Genomic DNA, 22066 nt, shown 5'->3' on the forward strand with positions numbered 1-22066 from the left:
TCAGGCCTCCGGGTCGTTGTTCAGGACGAGGTGCAGGACGGCCATGCGGATGGAGACGCCGTTGGCCACCTGCTCGAGGACGGTGTTGTGCGGCGAGTCCGCGGCGGCGTCGCAGATCTCCAGGCCCCGGTTCATCGGGCCGGGGTGCATCACCACGGGCTGCTGCAGCACCTGTCCGCCACGGGAGTCCAGCAGGGCGAACCGCTCTGCCGTCAGACCCCAGGAGCGGGTGTACTCCCCTGCGGACGGGAAGAAGGCACCGCCCATGCGCTCGGCCTGGACGCGCAGCATCATGACGGCGTCCGGCCGCTCGGCGAGGGCCTCGTCGAGGGAGTAGGTGACACGGCAGGGCCAGCTGCCCACGCCCACCGGAAGCAGGGTCGGCGGGGCGGCGACCACCACGTCCGCGCCGAGGGTGTGCAGCAGCCAGACGTTGGAGCGGGCGACGCGGGAGTGGAGGATGTCCCCCACGATCACCACGCGCATGCCGGTCAGGTCCGTGCCGGTGGAGTCCACCCCGCGCGAGCCGGCGAGGCGGCGGCGCAGGGTGAAGGCGTCCAGGAGGGCCTGGGTCGGATGTGCGTGGGTGCCGTCGCCGGCGTTGACCACGGCGGCGTCCACCCAGCCGGACTCGGCGAGCTGCTGGGCGGCGCCGGAGGACCAGTGGCGCATGACGATCGCGTCCGCGCCGATCGCGGCCAGGGTCTGCACGGTGTCCTTCAGGGACTCGCCCTTGGACACCGAGGAGCCCTTCGCGGAGAAGTTGATGACGTCCGCGGAGAGGCGTTTGGCAGCGGCCTCGAAGGAGATGCGGGTGCGGGTGGAGTTCTCGAGGAAGAGGTTCACCACGGTGCGGCCGCGCAGGGACGGAAGCTTCTTGACCTCGCGCTCGTTGACGGCCGCCATCTCCTCGGCGGTGTCCAGGATGGCCAGGGCGTCCTCGTGGCCGAGGTCCACGGTGGAGAGCAGGTGGCGCACGGCTCAGGCCTCCCTCTCGGCGTCGGTGATGACCACGGCGTCCTCGACGTCCGTCCCATCCGTCTCGGACAGGACCACGTGGACGCGCTCGGCGGTGGAGGTCGGGAGGTTCTTGCCCACGAAGTCGGCGCGGATGGGCAGCTCGCGGTGGCCGCGGTCCACGAGGGTGGCCAGGCGCACGGCCGCGGGACGGCCCAGGTCGGCGACGGCGTCCAGGGCGGCACGGACGGTGCGGCCGGAGAACAGCACGTCGTCGACGAGCACGACGACGGCGCCGTCCAGGCCACGGTCGGGGACCCGGGTCGGTGCAGGGGTGCGGGACGTGGAGCGGCGCAGGTCGTCGCGGTAGAGGGTCACGTCGAGCTGGCCGACGGAGGCGGCGGCGTCGAAGGACGGGTCGATGCGGGCGACGATCTCGCCGAGGCGCTGCGCCAGCGGCACGCCACGGCTGGGGATGCCCAACAGGATCAGGTCCTGGGCGCCGCGGTTGGACTCCAGGATCTCGTGGGCGATGCGCGTGAGCACGCGCTGGATGTCCGCTCCGGACAGCACGGTCCGGGCGGCTCGGGCTCGGTCAGAGCGAGGTGCGGTGGGATCTGCTCCCATGCCGGCGCCTCCTTCCCCGCCTCACGGGACGGACGTTAAAGGATGCGATCGTGCCCGGTCTGCCGGGCGCGCGGGCCGCTCGGCCCACAGGCCGTAGCGCGCGGTTCCCACCCTACCAACACCGAGGGCCCGCAGACCTGCTCTGTGACAGGCTCCGGACCCTCGGGCGTGTGGGGTGCGTCTCAGGCGAGCAGGGTCGGCTTGACCTGCTGGAGCCGGCCGAGGAGGCCGTTGACGAACTCCGGGGACTCGTCGGTGGACAGCTGCTGGGCGAGGGTGACGGCCTCGGCGACGGCGACGCCGTCCGGGACCTCGTCGTTGAACAGCAGTTCCCATGCCCCGACGCGCAGGATCACGCGGTCGACGGCGGGCATGCGGTCCAGGGACCAGCCGCGCGAGTAGGAGGTCAGTGCCTCGTCGAGGCGCTCCTGCTCGGTGATCACGCCGTCGATCACCTGCTGGGCGTACGCGTTGACGCGCAGGTCGGTGTGGTCGACGCGGGCACGGATGCCCTCGTCCGGGGTCGTGCCGCGCTGCTCCGCCTCGAAGAGGATCTCGACGGCGCGCAGGCGGGACCGGCTGCGCGCCGTCCCGCCGCGCCTGGCGGAGGAGGCGGACTCAGTCATTGACGCGGCCCAGGTAGTCGCCGGTGCGGGTGTCGACCTTGATCTTGGTGCCCTGCTCCACGAACAGCGGGACCTGGACCTCGGCGCCGGTCTCCACGGTGGCGGGCTTGGTGCCGGCGTTGGAGCGGTCGCCCTGCAGGCCCGGCTCGGTGTAGGTGATCTCCAGGACCACGGAGGCCGGCATCTCGAGGTACAGCGGGCTGCCCTCGTTCATGGCGATGGTGACCTTGGCGTTCTCGAGGAGGTACTTGGCGGCGTCGCCCACGACGGCCTCGGAGACCGGGATCTGGTCGTAGGTCTTCACGTCCATGAAGACGTAGTCCTCGCCGTCCTGGTACAGGTACTCGTAGTCCGAGCGGTCCACGGTGGCGAGCTCGACCTTGGCGCCGGCGTTGAACGTCTTGTCCACGGTCTTGCCGGTGGTGATGTTCTTCAGCTTGGTGCGCACGAACGCGCCGCCCTTGCCCGGCTTGACGTGCTGGAACTCGATGACGTTCCAGAGCTGGCCCTCGAGCTTGAGGACGGCGCCGTTCTTGATGTCGCTGGTGCTTGCCACGTTCTCTCTCCCACGGTCGTGACGCGCGGCGGTGAGCGCACGCGCGAGTGGATACGGTTTCTTGTCGGATGTGCGCCCGCCAGTCTACGGCAGGCCCGGGATCACTCGGCGATCTCCTGGTAGGCCGCGAACAGCAGCGAGGCGTCCGGGACATCCACGGTGGCCGGCTGGCCGATGCCGTCCAGCAGGACGAAGCGCAGCCGGTCTCCGCGGTTCTTCTTGTCGCGCTGGATGCCCTCGAGGAGGGTCTGCCAGCGGTCGCCGCGGTAGGACACCGGCAGGCCGAGGGACTGGAGCACGGACCAGTGGCGGTCCGCGGTCGCGTCGTCGATGCGGCCCAGGGAGCGGGCGAGCTCGGCGGCGAAGACCAGGCCCACGGACACGGCGGCCCCGTGGCGCCACTGATAGCGCTCGGCCAGCTCGATGGCGTGTGCCAAGGTGTGGCCGTAGTTGAGGGCCTCGCGGCGGCCGGTCTCCTTGAGGTCGTCGGTGACGATCTGGGCCTTGACGGCGATCGCACGCTCGATGAGCTCCCGCAGGACGGCGGAGTGGGGGTTCTGCGCCTTCTCCGGGTCGGCCTCGATGAGCTCGAGGATGGTCGGGTCTGCGATGAAGCCGCACTTGACCACCTCGGCGAGGCCGGAGATCAGCTCGTTGGCCGGCAGGGTCAGCAGGGTGTCCAGGTCCGCGAGCACGCCGGCCGGCGGGTGGAAGGAGCCCACGAGGTTCTTGCCCTCGGCCGTGTTGATGCCGGTCTTGCCTCCCACGGCGGCGTCGACCATGCCGAGCAGGGTGGTCGGCATGTGCACCACGCGCACACCGCGCAGCCAGGTGGCGGCCACGAAGCCGGCCAGGTCGGAGACGGCTCCGCCGCCCACGGAGACGATCGCGTCCGAGCGGGTGAAGTTGTTCTGGCCCAGGACCGTCCAGCAGAAGCCTGCGACCTGGAGGTGCTTGCCCTCCTCGGCGTCCGGGATCTCTGCGGTGAGGGCGGTGAGGCCCGCGGCCTCGAGGTCGTTCTTGACCACGTCGCCGGTGGCGCGCAGGGCGCGGGGGTGGATGATCAGCACCCGCTGGACGTGGGGGCCCAGCATGGCGGGCAGGCGGCCGAGCAGGCCGCGGCCGACGACCACGTCGTAGCCTCCACGGGCAGCGGCTGCGGCGCCTCCGGAGACGGGGATGACCGTGGCGTCGCCGGTCCCCGGGTCGGGGGCGCCCACCGGGTCGGTCGGGTCGGCGGAGACCGCGTCGGCGCGGGTCTGCTCGTGCTCCTGGGGGCGTTCGGTCATCGGCGTCGGTCACTCCTTGTTTCGGCGGCGGACCGACTCCACGATACGCCAGGCGACGTCCTGGGAGCTCAGGCCCGTGGTGTCGATGGTCACGTCCGCGACCTCGCGGTAGAGGTGGTCGCGCTCGTTGCGCAGCCGCTCCCAGTTCCCCTTCGGGTCGCCCTTGAGCGCCGGACGGCCATGGCCGCCGCGCACCCTGCGCAGGGCGTCGGACGGGGCCACGTCCAGGTGGACCACGTGGTCGTCCGACTCCTTCAGGCGCCGCCGGGTGGCGGCGCTGAGCACCGCGCCCCCGCCGCAGGAGAGCACGAACGGACGGTGGCGGCTGAGCAGGTGCTCCATGACCTGCTCCTCGGCACGGCGGAAGGCGGGTTCGCCGTGCTCGACGAAGAACTCCGGGATGGGCCCGTGCGCCTGGGTGAAGACGGCGTCCGCGTCCAGGTGCGCACACCCCACGAGCCGCGCCAGCTCCCGGCCGACGGTGGACTTGCCGCATCCCATGGGGCCGACCAGCACGATCCGCCGCCGCAGCCGCCAGCGCCAGAGCCAGGCCGAGGGCACGCGGAGCCGCTCGAGCTCGCGTTCGACGGCCTGCACCGTCCGGCGCCAGGCCTGGCCGCCGGGGGTGGTCGGGCTCACGGCAGCGGGTCCCCCATGGGGGTGTGGGACGCCTCGCCGGTCGGCTCCGGCAGCGGGGTGAGCGAGGCGGTGAAGGCCTCGAGGTTCCGCCTGGTCTCCGGCAGCGAGTCGCCGCCGAACTTCTCCATCACGGCGTCGGCCAGGACAAGGGCCACCATGGCCTCGGCGACGATGCCCGCGGCGGGCACGGCGGCCACGTCGGAGCGCTGGTGGTGGGCGGTGGTGTCCTCCCCGGTGGCCACGTCCACGGTGCCCAGGGCGCGCGGGACGGTGGCGATCGGCTTCATGGCGGCGCGCACGCGCAGCACCTCGCCGGTGGACATGCCGGCCTCGATGCCCCCGGCACGGTCGGTGGCGCGGCGGGGCCGGCCGTCCGCGCCGCGGACGATGGCGTCGTGGGCGTCGCTGCCGCGCCGGGCAGCCGTGTCGAAGCCGTCACCGACCTCCACGCCCTTGATGGCCTGGATCCCCATGAGGGCGCCGGCCAGACGCGCGTCGAGGCGGCGGTCCCAGTGCACGTGGGAGCCGAGGCCGATGGGGGCACCGTAGGCGAGCACCTCGACCACGCCGCCGAGGGTCTCGCCCTCCTTGCGGGCCGCGTCGACCTCGGCGACCATCGCTGCGGAGGTCTCCGGGTCGGTGCAGCGCACCGGATCCTCGTCCAGACGGGCTTCGTCCTCGGGGAGCGGGACGTCGGCGCCGGCCGGCAGGCTCACCCCACCGAAGGCGACAGTGTGGGACACGATCCGCACCCCGAGCTCGGCGAGCAGGCTCCGGGCGGCGGTGCCGAGGGCGACGCGGGCGGCGGTCTCGCGGGCCGAGGCCCGCTCGAGCAGCGGACGGGCCTCGTCGAAGCCGTACTTCTGCATGCCGGTGAGGTCGGCATGGCCGGGGCGCGGGCGGGTGAGCTTCGCAGCGCGGGCGAGGCCCTCCAGGTCGGACTCGTCCACCGGGTCGGCGGACATGACCTTCTCCCACTTGGGCCACTCGGTGTTGCCCACCTGGATCGCGACCGGGGAGCCGAGGGTGAGGCCGTGGCGGACGCCGCCGAGCAGCGTCACCTCGTCCTGCTCGAACGTCATGCGTGCGCCGCGCCCATAGCCGAGGCGTCGCCGCGCGAGGGCGTCCTGGACGTCCTTCGTGGTCAGGGGGACGCCTGCGGGCAGCCCTTCGATGATTCCGGTCAGGGCGGGTCCATGCGATTCACCCGCGGTCAGCCAACGCACCATGCCCGGCAGTCTCTCACGCCTGCTCCACGACGACGGCCCCTCGCCCCGCGCATGTCCACTCTCCGAACATGCCGGTCCAGGATGTGGTCCCCTCTGGGCCGGGGGCCGTCACCAGGACCGGGGCCGTCGCCAGGGCCGACTCCGGCTCCCGGTTCGGCACGCCTGGAGCAGTGGCACGCCCGGATCAGTGGCGCGGCGGCAGGCCGACGGCCCGTGCCATCACGTCCGTCACCTCGGCCCAGTCTGCCCGCTCCACGCGTTCGCGCAGGGCAGCCTCGGCGCCCTGGGCCACCGCTGCCGCGGCGAACAGGCGCACCTGCTCGACTGCCTGGTAGAGCAGCATCTCCACGCCGGACACCACCGCGCCTCCGGCGTCCTGCCAGGCGCAGGCGATCGCCGAGGGCCACGGGTCGTAGGCCGCGTCCAGCAGGGGCGGCAGCCCGGCGTCGCCGCGGACCGTCCCGTCCGCCGCTGCCGGGACATCACCGTCACGATGGGCCGAGGCCAGCTGCTCGGCCAGGGGGTCGGCGGCCCTCGGCGGCAGCGTGCACACCACGGAGGCCAGGCCCGGCGCGGCCGCGGCCAGCTCGTCCAGGCCGCGCACCTGTGCCTGCATCCCGCACTCCCGCGCCAGCGCCACCAGCGGCGCGGCACGCTCGGCGCTGCGGACGAACAGGTCGATCCGGCCGGCCTTCAGCACGGAGGCGGCCAGCACGGCGGCCGAGGCCGTGCCGCCGTTGCCGACGACGCCGACCGTCTCTGCGCCGGTCAGCGGGCGCAGGCCGGCGAAGCGCAGGGCGCCCACGATCCCCTCGACGTCGGTGTTGTGGGCCCAGGGGCCCACCTCGTCGGCCTGGTGCGCGGCTCCGTTCCCGCTCCCCCTGTCGGTATCGCCGAGGCCGTGGTGCCGGTGCTCCGGATGCCCCCACACCAGCGTGTTCGCCGCGCCGAGCAGCTGCACCCGCGCCGACCGGCTCGTCGCGGCGGCGGCCGCGGCCTGCTTGTGCGGCATGGTCACGGACAGGCCGACGTACCCGTCACGGCAGGCGGCCAGGAAGCCGTCGAGCTCCTCGGGCGCCAGGTCCTGCCGCCCGTAGTCGATCGGCAGGCCCAGGTGGGCGTAGGCGGCACGGTGCAGCTGTGGGGACAGCGAGTGGTCGATCGGCCTGCCGATCACGGCGGCGTGGCGGTGCATGGCGTCCTCTCCCCCAAGCGCCTGCGGTCCTGTCCCCGTCGGTCGGAGGCGGGCCGGGGCGCGTCGGGCGGGTCAGCAGATGTCCGGGTTCTCGCGGCAGTAGGCCCGGTACTCGTCCTGGTACTTCTGGTGTTCGGCGTAGGTCTTGGCGAACTTGGTCTCGCCCGTGGAGATGTCCACGGTGACCCAGTAGTAGTAGTCGTTCTCCTTCGGCTTCGCCGCCGCGTCGATGGCCTTCAGGGACGGGGCACCGATCGGGCCCGGGGGCAGGCCCTCGTGCACGTAGGTGTTGTACTCGTTGGACTTGTCGCGGCGCTCGGCGGAGGAGAACTGCAGGCGCCGCTCGCCCAGGCCGTAGATGACGGTCGCGTCGATCTGCAGCAGACCGTCGGTCTCGCGGTTGTCCGGCTTCAGACGGTTCTCGATGATGCCGGCCACCATGGGGTAGTCGTCCGGGAGCGCCTCGGCCTCCACGATCGAGGCGATCGTGACGGTGCGGAACTGCTCGTCCGGGTCCGTGACCCCCATCTTCTCCAGCTCCGCGAAGGTCGGGTCGATCAGCGCGCGGACCATGTCCTCGGCGGAGTCCTTCAGCGGCAGGCGGTACTCGCCCGAGGCCAGGTAGCCCTCGACCGTCGTCGCCTGCTCGGGCAGCCCGTACTTCTGGGGGTCGGAGACGGCCTCGGCGAACTCGGCGCGGTCGTGGGGCGTCGCGGCGGCCAGGGAGTCGAGGACCTCCTGCAGGCGCTCGCCCCGGTTGACCGCCACGTAGGCGACGGCCCCGCGGCCGGCGCCCTGGAGCGACTCCACCGCGTCCTCGGCGGTCATCTGCTCCTGCATGTCGTACTCGCCCGGCTGGATGTGCTTGCCCGGGGACATCTCGGCGGCTTGTCTGAACGCCTCGGCCGAGGCCACGATCCCGGCCTCCTCGAGGCGCCGGCCGATGAGGATCGCGCCTTCGCCGTCGTTCACGGTGAAGGTGACCGTGTCCCCGCTGGTGCGCGGGTAGTCTGCGGCGTCGCCGGGCAGCAGGCCGCCGATGACACGGGAGAGGATCGAGCCGATCACCAGGACCAGCACGCCGATGACGATGATGCCTCGTAGCCGGCGTCGACGGCGCAGACGTCGTCGTTCGGCGGCCACGGGGTCCTCTTCCGTCTCACCCTGCGCGTCCTCGCGGTCGTCCTGGGCGCCGAGCAGGGACCAGCCGGGGTCGTCCGGGTCCACCTCGCGCGGCTCCTCGCCGGGGGCATACAGCTCCTCGTCACGACGACGGCCCGCACCTGAGGTGCGCCGGTCGCCGGAGCCGGCGGCAGGGGCGCCGTCGGAGTCGTCCGTCGGCCCGGGCGAGACGCCCTGCCCGGCAGGGCGGCCGTCGTCGGGAGGGCCGGAGGCGCCGGCGGACGCGGCAGGGTCCTGACCGGCCTGACCGGCGGCATGGTCTTCCGGCGGCGACGCGGGACCGTCCGGGTGCACGGGGGCGGCCTCCGTGCTGCGAGCCGGCTCGCCCGGCAGGCGAAAGGTGTCGACCAGGTCGTCGTCCGGGACGCTCGACGGCAGGCTCTCGAACGGGCCCTGATGCGGGTCGGCCTCCGGGGGCGTCTCGTCTCCGGGGCGGGTCACTGGGTCTCCTTCCGGATGACGTCGTCGACGGGGTCGCCGGCCCACGCGCCGGTCCGACGCTGCGTGTCCACGGCTGCCTGCAGGATGGCCACGGCCGCGGCCTGGTCGATCACCTCACGGCTGTCCTTGACGGAGCGTCCCGAGGCCTGCAGCCCGCGCTGCGCCGTCACTGTGGACATGCGCTCGTCCACGAGGCGGACGACGGCGCCCGAGCCGGCCTCGGCCAAGGCCTCGGCGAGCCGGGACGCGTAGGCCACGGCGTCCTCGGTGGACGGGGTCCACTGCCCCTGCAGGTTCAGCGGCAGACCGACGTAGACGGCCACCGCCTCCGCCTCGAGGGCCTCCTGCACGGCCAGCCGCACGTCCGAGCCCTTCTTCGTGTCGCGCCGCAGGGTGCGCAGCGGGGTGGCGATCAGCCCGTCCGGGTCCGCGGAGGCCAGGCCGACGCGGGCGCGCCCGACGTCGACGCCGAGGGTGCGCCCGCGGCGCACGGCGTCGGTGCCAATGTCCGGCTGCTGCTCGGTCATCACGCGGAGCGGACCGCCTCGGCCACGGCCCGCAGGGCCTCGTCCACCTTGGCGGCGTCCTGACCGCCGCCCTGGGCGACGTCGTCCTTGCCGCCGCCTCCGCCGCCGAGCACGCCGGTGGCGACCTTGACCATGGCACCGGCCTTCAGGCCCGCCGCGCGGGCGGCCTCGTTGGTGGCGGCCACGATGAGCGGACGTCCCTTGGCCTCGGCGGTCATGGCGACGAGCACCGGGGTGCCCGCGGCGTTGCCGGCGGCGGACTCCAGTCGCGTGCGCAGGTCCAGCACGAGCGAGCGCAGCTGGCCGCCGTCCACGGCACCGGCGTGGTGGGCGAGCACCGTGACGGCAGTGCCGCCGGCGGTGGTCACCTCCTGCGCCTCGGCCACGAGCCGGCCGGCCTCGGCCTGCAGCTGCGCGGCCTTGAGCTCGGCGATCTGCCGCTCGGCGGCCTTGAGCTTCTCCATGGTCGCGCCGATGCGGTCCTTGAGCTGGTCGGCCGGAGCCTTGAACATCTCGGACAGGTCCGAGACGAGGGTGCGCTCGGCAGCCAGGTGTCGGAACGCGTCCAGACCCACGAGGGCCTCCACGCGGCGGTTGCCCGAGCCCACGGACTGCTCGCCGAGCAGGGTCAGGGCGCCGATCTCCGCGGTGCGGTTCACGTGGGTGCCGCCGCAGAGCTCACGGGAGAAGTCGCCGTTGATCTCGACCACGCGGACGCGGTCGCCGTACTTCTCGCCGAACAGGGACAGGGCGCCCATGGCCTTGGCCTCGTCCAGGGACATCTCCTTGGTCAGGACGGTGTGGTTGTCCCGGATGGCGACGTTGGCGAGGTCCTCGATCTCCGAGCGGGCCATCGGGGAGACGGCCTCGGACCAGCGGAAGTCGAAGCGCAGGTACCCCTCCTTGTTGAAGGAGCCGGACTGCGTGGCCTCCCTGCCGAGGATCTCGTGCAGCGCGGCGTGCACGATGTGCGTGCCGGTGTGCGCCTTCTCGGCGTCCAGGCGGCGCTGCACGTCGATGGATCCGAGGGCGGCGGCCCCGGCGGAGACTTCGCCCTGCCTGACGCGGACGCGATGCACGGACAGGCCCTTCACCGGGGCCTGGACGTCCAGGACGTCCAGCTCGAAGCCGTCGCCGGTGATGACGCCGCGGTCCGCGGCCTGGCCGCCGGCCTCCGCGTAGAACGGGGTGGCGTCGAGCACCAGGTCCAGCTCCTGGCCGGCGGAGGCGGACTGCACGGAGGCGCCGTCCGCGATCAGGCCGCGGATGACAGACTCGGTGGCGAACTCGGTGTACCCGGTGAAGTGGGTCTGCCCCTGGCCGCGCAGCTGCTGGTACACCTCGGTGTTCGCATGGCCGGACTTCTTGGACTTGGCGTCCGCACGGGCGCGGTCGCGCTGCTGTTGCATGAGCGCGCGGAATCCGGCCTCGTCCACCTCGACGCCGGCCTCAGCGGCCATCTCGAGGGTCAGCTCGATCGGGAAGCCGTAGGTGTCGTGCAGTTCGAAGGCGTCCCTGCCGGCCAGACCGTGCCCCTCGGACTTCGCGGTGGAAACCGCGGCGTCCAGGCGGGCGGTGCCGGCGGCGATGGTGCGGGAGAAGGTCTTCTCCTCGTTGAACGCCACGCGGCGGATGCGGTCCCACTGCTCGGCGACCACCGGGTAGGTGCCGGCCATCGCGTCCCGGGAGACGGGCAGCAGCTCCGGCAGCACCGGGTCCGTCACCCCCATCAGGCGCATGGCGCGGATGACGCGGCGGATCAGCCGGCGCAGCACGTAGCCGCGGCCCTCGTTGCCCGGGGTGACACCGTCCGAGATGAGCATCAGCGAGGAGCGCACGTGGTCGGCGATCATGCGCAGGCGCACGTCGTCGTCGTAGTGCGGGTCCTTCGGGTCCTCGGTGGAGGTGTACTCCACGCCGGCCAGCTCGGCGGCGCGGTCCAGGACCGGGCGCACCTGGTCCGTCTCGTACATGTTCTCCACGCCCTGCAGGAGCATGGCGAGGCGCTCGAGGCCGAGGCCGGTGTCGATGTTCTTGTGCTGCAGCTCGCCGGCGATGTCGAAGTCGTCCTTGGAGCGGACCTCGGAGAGGCGGTACTGCATGAACACGAGGTTCCAGATCTCCAGGTAGCGGGTGTCGTCCGCCGCCGGGCCTCCCTCGACGCCGTACTCGGGACCGCGGTCGAAGTAGATCTCGGAGCACGGGCCGCCCGGGCCGGGCTGGCCGGTGTTCCAGTAGTTGTCCTCCTCGCCCATGCGCTGGATGCGCTCGGCCGGCAGCCCCACCACGTCCTGCCAGATCTGCGCGGCCTCGTCGTCGTCGTTGTAGACGGTCACCCACAGACGGTCCGGGTCCAGGCCGTAGCCGCCCTCCTCCTGCGGGGTGGTGAGCAGCTCCCAGGCCATCGGGATGGCCTTCTCCTTGAAGTAGTCGCCGAAGGAGAAGTTGCCGCACATCTGGAAGAAGGTCCCGTGGCGGACGGTCTTGCCGACCTCCTCGATGTCCGCGGTGCGGATGCACTTCTGGACGGACACGGCGCGCTCGTACGGCGGTGTCTGCTCGCCCAGGAAATAGGGGATGAAGGGCACCATGCCGGCCACCGTGAACAGCAGGGACGGGTCCGGGGACACCAGGGAGGAGGACGGGACCACGGTGTGGCCCTTCTTCTCGAAGAAGTCCAGCCAGCGCTGGGCGATGTCCTGGGTCTTCATGCGGTGTGCTCCTCGGAGGTGGTCTGCGGGGTCGTGGTGGTCTCGTGCCCGGTCGCGGCGCCCTGCGCGGCGGCGGATCCGGCAGCGCCCTGCCCGGGGGCGCCGGTGCCCGCCGCGGACGGGGCGTCCACGGTCTCGCCGCTGATGGTCTGGCGGCCCTGGGTGCCGAGGCGGTCGGAGACGGTCCTCCAGGCGGGGACCTCCTCGCGCAGCTGGGCGGCGAAGCCACGGGCGCCCTCGGCGAGCAGGGTGGCGGTGGCGGCCCCGGCGTTGCGGCCGAGAGTGGACGGATGGAGGGTGGTGCGCAGCGTCTCCTCGGCCTTGACGGCCGCGGCGTCGCGGCCCCTGCCCAGGGCCATGTGGCCGATCCAGCCTGCGGCGGCACCGGCGCCGAGCATCAGCACCTGCTTGATCATCGCTGCCCACCTTCTGCCCCGCTGCACGGGCGCTCGTCGATCTGGGACACGGTCCTGGACGACTTTACCGCCGGTCAGCGGCAGAACGCCGCAGAATCCCCGGGCCTGGCCCCGAGATTCCGCACACAGCGGACGGGCCCGGACACGCCGCAGGCCCGGCCCCTCGACGAGGGGGCCGGGCCTGCCGGAGACGCGTGACGTCGTCGTGAGGCCGCCGAGGCGGCCTGACGAGGACGGGATCAGCGCGCGTAGTACTCGACCACAAGCTGCTCCTCGCAGGTCACCGGGACCTCGGAGCGCTTGGGGCGGCGGGACAGGGTGGCGCGCAGCTTGTCGATCTCCACCGTCAGGTAGCCCGGGGTGGCCGGCAGGACCTGCTGGTGGGCGCCGGCGGCGGCGACCTGGAAGGGCTCGAACTTGGCGGAGCGCTCGTGCACCTCGATGACCTGGCCCTCCTTCACACGGAAGGACGGGATGTCGACGCGCTTGCCGTTCACGGTGATGTGGCGGTGCACGACGAACTGGCGGGCCTGCTGGATGGTGCGGGCGAAGCCGGCGCGCAGCACCAGGGCGTCCAGGCGCATCTCGAGCAGCTCGACCAGGTTCTCGCCGGTCAGGCCCTCGGTGCGCTTGGCCTCCTCGAAGTAGCGACGCATCTGGGCCTCGCGGATGTTGTACTGGGCGCGCAGGCGCTGCTTCTCCTTCAGGCGCACCGCGTAGTCGGAGTCCGCCCGGCGACGGGCGCGGCCGTGCTGACCGGGGCCGTACGGACGGCGCTCCATGTACTTCTCGGCCTTCGGGGTCAGGGCGATGCCCAGGGCGCGGGAGTGCCGCACAGTGCGGCGGGTGCGCAGGTTGCCACTCATGGGTGGTCCTCACTTTCCTTGACGTGCGATGCCGTTCGGGTTTGTCTCCGCGCCGCCGTCAAGCGCCCGGGCACGGCGTGGCCGTGCGGGGTCGAGAACGGTGCGGAACCTGGCCTCCGGTCGATCCGTCGGAGGGCTGAGGGGCACATCGCGGGCCCGTCGTCACCACGGCGCCGCGCTCCCCCACGCAGCCGTGCCGGGCACACAGGTGCCCGTTCTCAGCGGGGTGAGGGGGATCGTCCGGGACGCGACGCCTGCCAGACGGTGGACCACTCTACCAGGTGTCTCAGCCGGCGCCGCGGAGGATGCGGCGCAGCGCGGCGACCTGCTCGGCCAGGCGCTTCTCGTGGCCGATCGGCTTGGGGACGTAGTAGTCCTTCCCCACGAGCGGGTCCGGGGCGTACTGCTGGCGGGCGACGGCGTGGGGCTCGTCGTGCGAGTACACGTAGCCCTCGCCGTGGCCGAGGGCGGCGGCTCCCGGATAGTGGGCGTCGCGCAGGTGCGGCGGGACCTGGCCGGTGCCGCCGGCGCGCACGTCCGCGATGGCGGCGTTCACCGCGTTGTAGCTCGCGTTGGACTTCGGCGCGGTCGCCAGGTGGGTGACGGCCTGGCCGAGGACGATCCGCCCCTCCGGCATGCCGATCAGCTGCACGGCCTGCGCGGCGGCCACCGCGGTCTGCAGCGCGGTGGGGTCGGCCATGCCCACGTCCTCGGAGGCGGAGATGATCAGGCGCCGGGCGATGAACCGCGGGTCCTCCCCCGCCTCCAGCATCCGGGCGAGGTAGTGCATGGCGGCGTCCACGTCCGAGCCGCGGATGGACTTGATGAACGCGGAGATGACGTCGTAGTGCTGGTCTCCGTCCTTGTCGTAGCGCTGGACGGCACGGTCCATGGCCTGTGCGGCGTCGGCCTCGGTGACGGTGATGCCCTCCTCGTCCTCGTCGAGGCCCTCCTGCTCCACGCGGTCCAGGGCGACGCCGGCGGCGGCCTCCAGGACGGTCAGGGAACGGCGGGCGTCGCCGCCGGCCATGCGCACGAGGTAGTCCCGGGCAGCCTCCGAGAGGACCACCGCGCCGTTCAGGCCGCGCTCGTCCTCCACCGCCCGAGCGAGCAGCCCCTCGATGTGCGCATCCTGCAGCGGACGCAGGGTGAGCAGCAGGGAGCGGGACAGCAGCGGGGCGATCACCGAGAAGCTCGGGTTCTCCGTGGTGGCCGCCACGAGCACCACCCAGCGGTTCTCCACGCCCGGCAGCAGCGCGTCCTGCTGAGCCTTGGTGAAGCGGTGGATCTCGTCCAGGAACAGCACGGTGGTGCGCCCGTAGAGGTCACGCTCCTCGCGGGCGCGGTCCATCACCTGGCGGACGTCCTTCACACCGGCGGAGATGGCGGACAGCTCCACGAACCTCCGGCCCTCGCCGCGGGCGATCACGTGCGCAATGGTCGTCTTGCCGATGCCCGGCGGCCCGTACAGGATGATCGAGCTGGGCCCCGCAGCACCCGTGTAGCCCTCACCCGAGGAAGCGGCGAGCTTGCGCAGCGGGGCACCGGGGCGGAGCAGGTGGTCCTGGCCGAGGATCTCCTCCACCGACCTCGGACGCATGCGCACCGCCAGCGGCGCGGCCGAGGAGCGCACGGACGCCTCGGCCTGGCGGGACACGCCCGAGGCCAGGCGGTCGCCGGAGGGCGAGGCGCCGTCGTCGGGGTCCTGGGCGGAGGTGAAGAGGTCGTTCATGGCCCCACCATCCTAGGGCTTCGGCCGGACACGGTGGACGGGCGGGGCGCGCGGTGAGCACCGGCAGTCCGTGGCGGCGCCCGCATCCGCCGCCACAGGGCACCCGCGCAGGGACGGGGACGATCCTGCGCGACAGGGCCCCTGGCAGCGGCGGCGGTGCCCGTTCCAGCCGGCCGCCGTCCTGACGGCCACCTTCCCGACGACGGCCGTTCCGCTCCCCGTGCCGGTCGCGTCACACTGCGCTCACCCTGGGTTCATCCGGGACGTGTCAGGTGGACGGGTCCCCGCCGATGCCCGGGCGCTGCGCTGCGCCCGACGGCCGAACCGACGAAGGAAGTCTCCTCACCCATGCGCACCCTGCACCGCACCGTCGCCGCCGCGGCCGCGACCGCCCTGACCGCCACGGCCCTGTCCGCCGCGGTCCTCGCCCCCGCCACCACCGCCGCCCCGGCCCCGCACTCGGCCGCCGCGCAGAAGGGCCACCACGCGGGCAACCACGGCAAGGGCCACGGCCAGAAGGCCAACCCCTCCGGCAAGACCGTGGAGCTGTCCCCGGCCGGCACCCACGAGACCGGCGTGTTCGACGCCTCGGCCGCCGAGATCCCGGCCTTCGACGCCTCGACCGACCGCCTCTTCGTGGTCAATGCGGAGAACGGCGCCGTGGACGTGCTGGACGTGGACGGCGCCGCCGCCCCGACCTACTCCTCCACCCTCGAGATGGCCGGCGTGGCCGCCGCGGACGGCTCGGTGATCCCGGCCGGCTCCACCGTGAACTCGGTGGCCGTGCACGGCGGCATCATGGCCGTCTCGGTCGAGGCCCCGGAGAAGACCGACCTCGGCTGGGTCGCCTTCTTCCAGACCTCCACCCTGGCCCCGCTCGGTGCCGTCCGCGTGGGCGCCCTCCCGGACTCGGTGGCCTTCTCCGGCGGCTACGCCGTGGTGGCCAACGAAGGCGAGCCGGCCGACGACTTCTCCGTGGACCCGGAGGGCTCGATCTCCGTGATCACCGTCCCGAGGAGCGCGCAGCAGTTCTCCCGCCTGTCCCAGGACTCGGTGCGCACCGTGGACTTCCGCGCCTTCGACGAGGGCACCGAGCTGCCGGAGGGCGTCCGCGTGTTCGGCCCGGACGTGCAGACCCCGGCCGGCCAGCCGGACGCCGGGTACATCGCCCGCAACCTCGAGCCGGAGTACGTCACCATCGACCCGACCGGCCGCACCGCCTACGTCTCCGTGCAGGAGGCCAACGCGGTGGCGGCCGTGGACCTGAAGTCGGCCTCCCTGAAGGACTTCTGGGCCCTGCAGCTCACCGACTGGTCCACCGAGGGGAAGTTCGACGCCTCCAACCGGGACTCCGGCATCGAGCTGCGCCACTGGCCGGTGCTTGGGGTCCCCATGCCGGACGGCATCGACGTCTACCGCCACCGCGGCCAGGACCTGATCCTCACCGCCAACGAGGGTGACTCCCGCGAGTGGGGCGACTACGTCGACACCGAGCGCGTCAAGGACCTGACCCTCTGCGAGGCCGAGTACCCGAACGCCGCCGAACTGCAGGAGAACGAGAACCTCGGCCGCCTCAACGTGCTCACCGACCTCGGCTGGGACGCCGAGCGCGAGTGCATCGCCCAGCTGCACACCCTGGGCGGCCGCGGCTTCTCCGTCTACACCGCGGACGGGCAGCGCCTCTTCGACTCCGCCGGTCTGGTGGAGCAGACCATCGCGGACCTGATCGCCGCCGGCGAGCTGCCGGCCGAGGCGTTCAACGCCAACAACGACGAGACCCCGTCCTTCGACAACCGCTCCGACGACAAGGGTCCGGAGCCGGAGTCCGTGGTGGTCGGCAAGGTCCAGGGCCGCACCTACGCCTTCCTGGGCCTGGAGCGCATCGGCGGCGTGATGGTCTTCGACATCACCGACCCGACCGCCGCGACCTTCGTGGACTACGTCAACGAGCGCAACTGGGACGCCGAGGCCGGCGACGAGGCGAACTACGGCGACATGGGCGCCGAGGGCCTCGAGTTCGTCCCCGCCTCCGAGTCCCCGTCCGGCGTGGCCCTGCTGATCGTGGCCAACGAGGTCTCCGGCTCCACCACCGTCTACGAGGTGAACCCCACCCGGAAGTGACCCGGCCGCGGACGTCGGCTGTGTGCCACGGGTCGGAATCGACGTCCTGACGGGCCGGATTCCGACGCACCGCACACAGACGGTCGGTCATAGCACAGCCGCGCCGCACCCATCCCGACGACGGAGCGCACCTGACGCTGTCAGGTGCGCTCCGTCGTCGTGCGTCCTCTGGGGGACGTGCCGGAGACGGGGCGGGCGTCCTCTGCGGGGCGTGCGTCTACTGCGAGGCTCACCGGAGACGGGGCGGGCGTCCTCTGCTGGGGCTCACCGGAGACGGGGCGGGCGTCCTCTGCTGGGGCTCACCGAGGGCGGGGCGTGCGTCCTCTGCGGGGTCCGCCCGGTGACGGGGCGTGCGAGCATGGTGCCCATGCGTGCCGTATGCCAGAGAGCCGATTCCGCGTCCGTGACCGTCGCCGGAGAGGTGGTGGGACGGTTCGAGGGCGAGGGCCTGGTGGTCCTGCTGGGCGTGAGCGTGGAGGACACCGAGGCCGAGGCCGTGCAGGTGGCGCAGAAGGTGGCCGGGCTGCGGATGCTCGAGGACGAGCGGTCCCTGCTCACCGCCGAGGCCCCGGCGCTGGTGATCAGCCAGTTCACCCTCTACGGGGACGTGCGCAGGGGCCGCCGACCGTCCTGGACCCGCTCGGCCAAGGGCGACCGGGCGAAGCCGCTCTACGAGCGGTTCATGGCCGAGCTCGAGTCCGCCGGCGTGCGCGTGGAGCGCGGCGTGTTCGGCGCCCAGATGGAGGTGACGCTGACCAACTCCGGCCCGTTCACGCTGATCGTGGACTCGGACGAGCTCAAGGGCCCGCGGCGGGGCTGAAGGAACAGCCGCGGACGTGGACAACCCCGACCGTGAACGGTCGTGGCCGCCCTCAGGACGATTCCTCGTCTGAGAGCGGCCACGTCCACGCAGGGTCCCCCATGGGCCCGCTCAGCCGTCAGGCCCGCTCAGCCGTCAGGTCCGGTCCGAGATCAGGGCTTCGCCTCGCCCTTCGCCTCGCCCTTCGCGGCTTCCTTCTGCTCGGCGGCGGCCCTCTTGTCCTCCGGCTTGGCGTCCACGCCGGCCTCCTTGCGCTGCTGCGCGGTGATCGGGGCCGGAGCCGCGGTCAGCGGGTCGTAGCCGCCGCCGGTCTTCGGGAACGCGATGACCTCGCGGATCGAGTCGGTGCCGGCCAGCAGGGCCACCACCCGGTCCCAGCCGAACGCGATGCCGCCGTGCGGCGGGGCGCCGAACTTGAAGCCCTCCAGCAGGAAGCCGAACTTCTCCTCCGCGTCCTCCTGGGACAGCCCCATGACCTCGAAGACACGCTTCTGCACGTCCTGGTCGTGGATGCGGATGGAGCCGCCGCCGATCTCGTTGCCGTTGCAGACGATGTCGTAGGCGTACGCCAGGGCGGAGCCCGGGTCGGTGTCGAAGGTGTCCATGAACTCGGGCTTCGGCGAGGTGAACGCGTGGTGCACGGCGGTCCACGCGCCGGAGCCGACGGCCACGTCGCCGGAGGCCTCCGCCTCCGCCGCAGGCTCGAACATCGGGGCGTCCACGACCCACACGAAGGACCAGTCGGCCTCGTGCACCGGAACCTCCGGGCCGGCGTCCTTGAACAGGCCGCAGCGACGGCCGATCTCCACGCGGGCGGCGCCGAGCAGCGCGCGGGACTCCTTCGGCCTGCCGGCCGCGAAGAAGATGCAGTCGCCCGGGTTCGCGCCGGTGGCGGCGGCCAGACCGGCCTTCTCCTCCTCGGTGATGTTCTTGGAGACCGGGCCGGTGAGGGTGCCGTCCTCCTGGATGAGCATGTAGGCCAGGCCCTTGGCGCCGCGCTGCTTGGCCCACTCCTGCCAGGCGTCCAGGGTGCGGCGCGCCTGGGAGGCGCCGCCGGGCATCACGACGGCGCCGACGTACTCGTTCTGGAACACGCGGAAGGGGGTGTCCTTGAAGTACTCGGTCAGGTCGGTCAGCTCGAGGCCGAAGCGCAGATCCGGCTTGTCCGAGCCGTACTTGGTCATGGCCTCGTCGTAGGTCATGCGGCGAATCGGCAGGTCGACGTCCACGCCGACCTTCGCCCACAGCGCCTGCACGATCTTCTCGCCCAGGGTGATGATGTCGTCCTGCTCCACGAAGGAGGCCTCGATGTCCAGCTGGGTGAACTCCGGCTGACGGTCCGCGCGGAAGTCCTCGTCGCGGTAGCAGCGGGCCAGTTGGTAGTACTTCTCGATGCCTCCCACCTGCAGCAGCTGCTTGAACAGCTGCGGGGACTGCGGCAGGGCGTACCAGGAGCCCGGGGCCAGGCGGGCCGGGACCAGGAAGTCACGGGCGCCCTCCGGGGTGGAGCGGGTGAGGGTCGGGGTCTCGACCTCGAGGAACCCCTCGGAGTGCAGCAGCTCGCGGGCGATGCGGTTGGCCTCGGAGCGCAGGGCCATGATCTTGGCCGGCTGCGGACGGCGCAGGTCCAGGTAGCGGTGGCGCAGGCGGGTCTCCTCGCCGACCTCCACGTGCTCGTCCACCTGGAACGGGAGGGCGGCGGCACGGTTGAGGACCGTCAGCTCGTCCACGATCAGCTCGATCTCGCCGGAGGGCAGGTTCGGGTTCTCGTTGCCCTCGGGGCGACGCTCGACGACGCCGGTGACCTTCAGGACCCACTCGTTGCGCAGCGGGTCGAAGTCCGCCTCATCGCGGACGACGATCTGGGCGAAGCCGGAGCGGTCGCGCAGGTCCACGAAGGCCACGCCGCCGTGGTCCCGGCGGCGGGCCACCCAGCCGGTGACGGTGACGGTCTGGCCGATGAGCGAGGCATTCAGCTCGCCGAGGGTGTGGGTGCGAAGCACGGGTTCCTCCTCGTCCGGGGTCGCCGGACGTCGTCGCGGGTTCATGGGGGTGCCACACCGCTGTGGTAGTCATGCAGGACAGGGGTGCGACCGCCCAGAGTCTACCGGCACCCCCTCCACCGACCGCACCCGAGGAAGAGGACGGCCGTGTCCGGCACCCTGCAGCGCACCCTGACCCTGCCCCAGGCGACCGTGATCGGCGTCGGTTCGATGGTGGGCGCCGGCGCGTTCACGGCGCTCGGCCTGGCCGCCGCGCTGACCGGCGGCCACGCCGGTGCCCTGTACCTGGCGCTGGGCCTGGCGGCCGTCGTGGCGACGTGCAACGCCCTGTCCACCGCCCAGCTGGCCACCGTGCATCCGGCCTCCGGCGGGACCTACGTGTACGGCCGTGAGCAGCTCGGCCCGTGGCCGGGCTTCCTGGCCGGCTGGGGGTTCGTCACCGGCAAGACCGCGTCCGTGGCCGCCATGGCGGCCACCGTGGGCCTCTATGTCTTTCCCGACGACGGCCTGCTCGCCCGGGTCGTGGGCGTCGCCGCCGTCGTGGTGCTCACCGTGGTGGCCGTGCTGGGCGCGACCCGCACCGCCCAGGTCACGGTGGCGATCCTCATCCCCGTCCTGGCGGTCCTGGCCCTGGCCGTGGTGGCCGGGCTGGCCCTCCGGGACCGGGGCGGGGACGCCGAGGGCGCGGAGGCGCTCGGGGATCCGTCCGCGCTGGGGGTGCTCATGGCGGCGGGCCTGCTGTTCTTCTCCTTCGCCGGCTACGCGCGCGTCGCCACGATGGGCGAGGAGGTCATCGACCCACGCCGCACCATCCCGCGCGCCGTGCTGGGCGCCCTGGCGTTCACGGTGGTGCTCTACGTGCTGCTGGCCGCAGGCCTGCTCGGCGCCCTCGGCGGGACCGGGCTGGCGCTGTCCCAGGCCCCGGTGCGCGCCGGGCTCGAGGCCACGCTCGGCACCGGATGGGGCTGGGTGGCCCTGGTGGCGGCCGCCCTGGCGTGCGTGGGCGCCATGCTGAACCTGCTGACCGGCATCTCCCGGACGGCCCTGGCCATGGCCCGTGAGGGCGACCTGCCGCGTCCGCTGGCGAGGGTCGGCGGACCGGCGCAGACGCCCTGGGTCGGGCAGACGGTGGTGGGCGCCGCCGTGGTCCTGCTCGTGGTCGCCACGGACATCCTGACCGTGGTTGGTTTCAGCTCCTTCGGCGTGCTCGTCTACTACGCCGTGACGAATCTCTCCGCCCTCACGCTCTCCGGCGCCCGCCCGCTGCGTGTGCCCCGTGCCGTGAACATCCTCGGCCTGGTCCTCTGCCTGGTGCTGGCGTTCACCCTGCCGCCGATGTCCGTGCTCGCCATGCTCGGCGTGTTCCTGGTGGGTGCCGGAGGACGCGCGTTCGTGCGTGCCAAGGACGACTACCGGGCCGGCCGCTGAGTGTCGGAAGACCGGACCGCGCAGGTCTGGGCCCGCACTGCATCGGTTGCTCCTGTCACCGCGGTGGCGGCGCCCACGCGGGCCACGGACCGGTCGTGACCTGCAGCTGCGCGAGCGCCTCGACGAGGGCGAGCAGCATCTCCCCGGCGTCGGAGGCCGCGTCCGGCATGAGCGCCGGATGGGTGTGCCAGACGACGCTGCCGGAGGCCGGGATCGTGGCGTGGGCGAGGACCCGGCTGTCGTCGTCGATGCCGTTGTAGACGGCCCAGAACGTGGAGTCCGGCTCCCCCAGGCGCTCGTCGACCACGCGGTCGAGGGACAGTTCGAACCAGGACGACGACGTCGAATCCGGCCGGACGACCTGGAACCCCCATGACCGGCCCGGGGTCAGCGGCCGGCACCGTATCCGAACGGTCTCGGCACCCGTGCCGGCGCACTGCACCACGTACTCACCGGCCGGGGCGTCGTCGGGATCCGGGCCGCACCAGCGCACCGAGTAACGATTGCCGGGCCGTCCGGGAACGGCCGCCGCAGGGAAGTGCTGTGCCGCGACCCGGGCCAGGGCGTCGTGGACCAGCGCGCCCTCGGGCGAACGCTCCGCAGTGACGTCGAAGACCGCCTCGCGATCATCGATCCGGAAGGCGCCGACGACGGTCGGATCGCCGAGCAGACCGCGTCGCACCGCGGCGATCCGCACCCAG

General features: G+C 72.7%; 18 protein-coding genes. 3 read left to right on the forward strand and 15 right to left on the reverse strand.

The features are described 5' to 3' along the window. The 14 genes from CEQ11_RS08350 to CEQ11_RS08415 all read right to left on the reverse strand — a co-directional run bounded on the left by CEQ11_RS08350 (position 1) and on the right by CEQ11_RS08415 (position 14993). Positions 1-978, reverse strand: a complete 978-nt coding sequence (locus CEQ11_RS08350; RefSeq protein ID WP_088478305.1) for an aspartate carbamoyltransferase catalytic subunit — start codon at positions 976-978, stop codon at positions 1-3. 3 nt (positions 979-981) lie between these two features. Next, the gene (pyrR, locus tag CEQ11_RS08355) at positions 982-1584 is read right to left on the reverse strand and encodes a bifunctional pyr operon transcriptional regulator/uracil phosphoribosyltransferase PyrR (RefSeq protein WP_088478306.1); all 603 of its coding nucleotides are present in this window, start codon (positions 1582-1584) and stop codon (positions 982-984) included. A gap of 182 nt (positions 1585-1766) precedes the next feature. Next, a complete protein-coding gene (gene nusB / locus CEQ11_RS08360; RefSeq protein WP_067189466.1) occupies positions 1767-2210 on the reverse strand; it encodes a transcription antitermination factor NusB in 444 nt (147 codons plus the stop codon). After that, positions 2203-2766, reverse strand: coding sequence for an elongation factor P (gene efp / locus CEQ11_RS08365; RefSeq protein WP_067189464.1), 564 nt, complete (start codon positions 2764-2766; stop codon positions 2203-2205). Before efp ends, nusB begins: the two co-directional genes overlap by 8 nt. Before the next feature lie 101 nt (positions 2767-2867). Then, positions 2868-4055 carry a 3-dehydroquinate synthase gene (gene aroB, locus CEQ11_RS08370; protein WP_088478307.1) on the reverse strand — a complete coding sequence of 396 codons (1188 nt, stop codon included), beginning with the start codon at positions 4053-4055 and terminating at the stop codon, positions 2868-2870. A 9-nt stretch (positions 4056-4064) separates the two neighbouring features. Beyond that, a complete protein-coding gene (locus CEQ11_RS08375; protein WP_227718812.1) occupies positions 4065-4694 on the reverse strand; it encodes a shikimate kinase in 630 nt (209 codons plus the stop codon). Then, on the reverse strand, positions 4691-5923 hold the full coding sequence (gene aroC, locus CEQ11_RS08380; protein ID WP_088478308.1) for a chorismate synthase: 1233 nt from the start codon (positions 5921-5923) through the stop codon (positions 4691-4693). The genes CEQ11_RS08375 and aroC overlap by 4 nt, the downstream gene beginning before the upstream one ends. 184 nt (positions 5924-6107) lie before the next feature. Beyond that, entirely contained in the window at positions 6108-7118 is a 1011-nt protein-coding gene (locus CEQ11_RS08385; RefSeq protein WP_088478309.1) for a shikimate dehydrogenase, read from the reverse strand. Positions 7119-7190: 72 nt separating this feature from the next. Continuing rightward, a complete protein-coding gene (mltG, locus tag CEQ11_RS08390) occupies positions 7191-8741 on the reverse strand; it encodes an endolytic transglycosylase MltG (RefSeq protein WP_102957512.1) in 1551 nt (516 codons plus the stop codon). After that, the gene (gene ruvX, locus CEQ11_RS08395; protein WP_088478311.1) at positions 8738-9268 is read right to left on the reverse strand and encodes a Holliday junction resolvase RuvX; all 531 of its coding nucleotides are present in this window, start codon (positions 9266-9268) and stop codon (positions 8738-8740) included. The genes mltG and ruvX overlap by 4 nt, the downstream gene beginning before the upstream one ends. Then, positions 9268-11979, reverse strand: coding sequence for an alanine--tRNA ligase (gene alaS / locus CEQ11_RS08400; protein ID WP_088478312.1), 2712 nt, complete (start codon positions 11977-11979; stop codon positions 9268-9270). The genes ruvX and alaS overlap by 1 nt, the downstream gene beginning before the upstream one ends. Continuing rightward, a complete protein-coding gene (locus tag CEQ11_RS08405; protein WP_067189456.1) occupies positions 11976-12395 on the reverse strand; it encodes a hypothetical protein in 420 nt (139 codons plus the stop codon). Before CEQ11_RS08405 ends, alaS begins: the two co-directional genes overlap by 4 nt. 239 nt (positions 12396-12634) lie before the next feature. Continuing rightward, entirely contained in the window at positions 12635-13261 is a 627-nt protein-coding gene (gene rpsD / locus CEQ11_RS08410) for a 30S ribosomal protein S4 (protein WP_067189454.1), read from the reverse strand. A 286-nt stretch (positions 13262-13547) separates the two neighbouring features. After that, positions 13548-14993: a replication-associated recombination protein A gene (locus CEQ11_RS08415; RefSeq protein WP_088478313.1), complete on the reverse strand. Its 1446-nt coding sequence runs from the start codon at positions 14991-14993 to the stop codon at positions 13548-13550. Positions 14994-15341: 348 nt separating this feature from the next. On the opposite strand from CEQ11_RS08415, the gene CEQ11_RS08420 reads away from it, so the two are divergent. Then, positions 15342-17114, forward strand: coding sequence for a choice-of-anchor I family protein (locus CEQ11_RS08420; protein ID WP_088478314.1), 1773 nt, complete (start codon positions 15342-15344; stop codon positions 17112-17114). A gap of 367 nt (positions 17115-17481) precedes the next feature. Beyond that, a complete protein-coding gene (gene dtd, locus CEQ11_RS08425; RefSeq protein ID WP_088478315.1) occupies positions 17482-17934 on the forward strand; it encodes a D-aminoacyl-tRNA deacylase in 453 nt (150 codons plus the stop codon). 152 nt (positions 17935-18086) lie between these two features. Here dtd and aspS read toward each other — a convergent pair whose 3' ends face one another. Beyond that, positions 18087-19937 carry an aspartate--tRNA ligase gene (gene aspS / locus CEQ11_RS08430; RefSeq protein ID WP_088478988.1) on the reverse strand — a complete coding sequence of 617 codons (1851 nt, stop codon included), beginning with the start codon at positions 19935-19937 and terminating at the stop codon, positions 18087-18089. A gap of 147 nt (positions 19938-20084) precedes the next feature. Between aspS and CEQ11_RS08435 the strand changes: the two genes are divergently transcribed. Next, the gene (locus CEQ11_RS08435; RefSeq protein WP_088478316.1) at positions 20085-21365 is read left to right on the forward strand and encodes an APC family permease; all 1281 of its coding nucleotides are present in this window, start codon (positions 20085-20087) and stop codon (positions 21363-21365) included. Positions 21366-22066: the final 701 nt, after the last annotated feature.

The sequence above is a fragment of the Micrococcus sp. FDAARGOS_333 genome, assembly GCF_002206575.2.
GTDB classification, from domain to species: Bacteria; Actinomycetota; Actinomycetes; order Actinomycetales; family Micrococcaceae; genus Micrococcus; species Micrococcus lylae.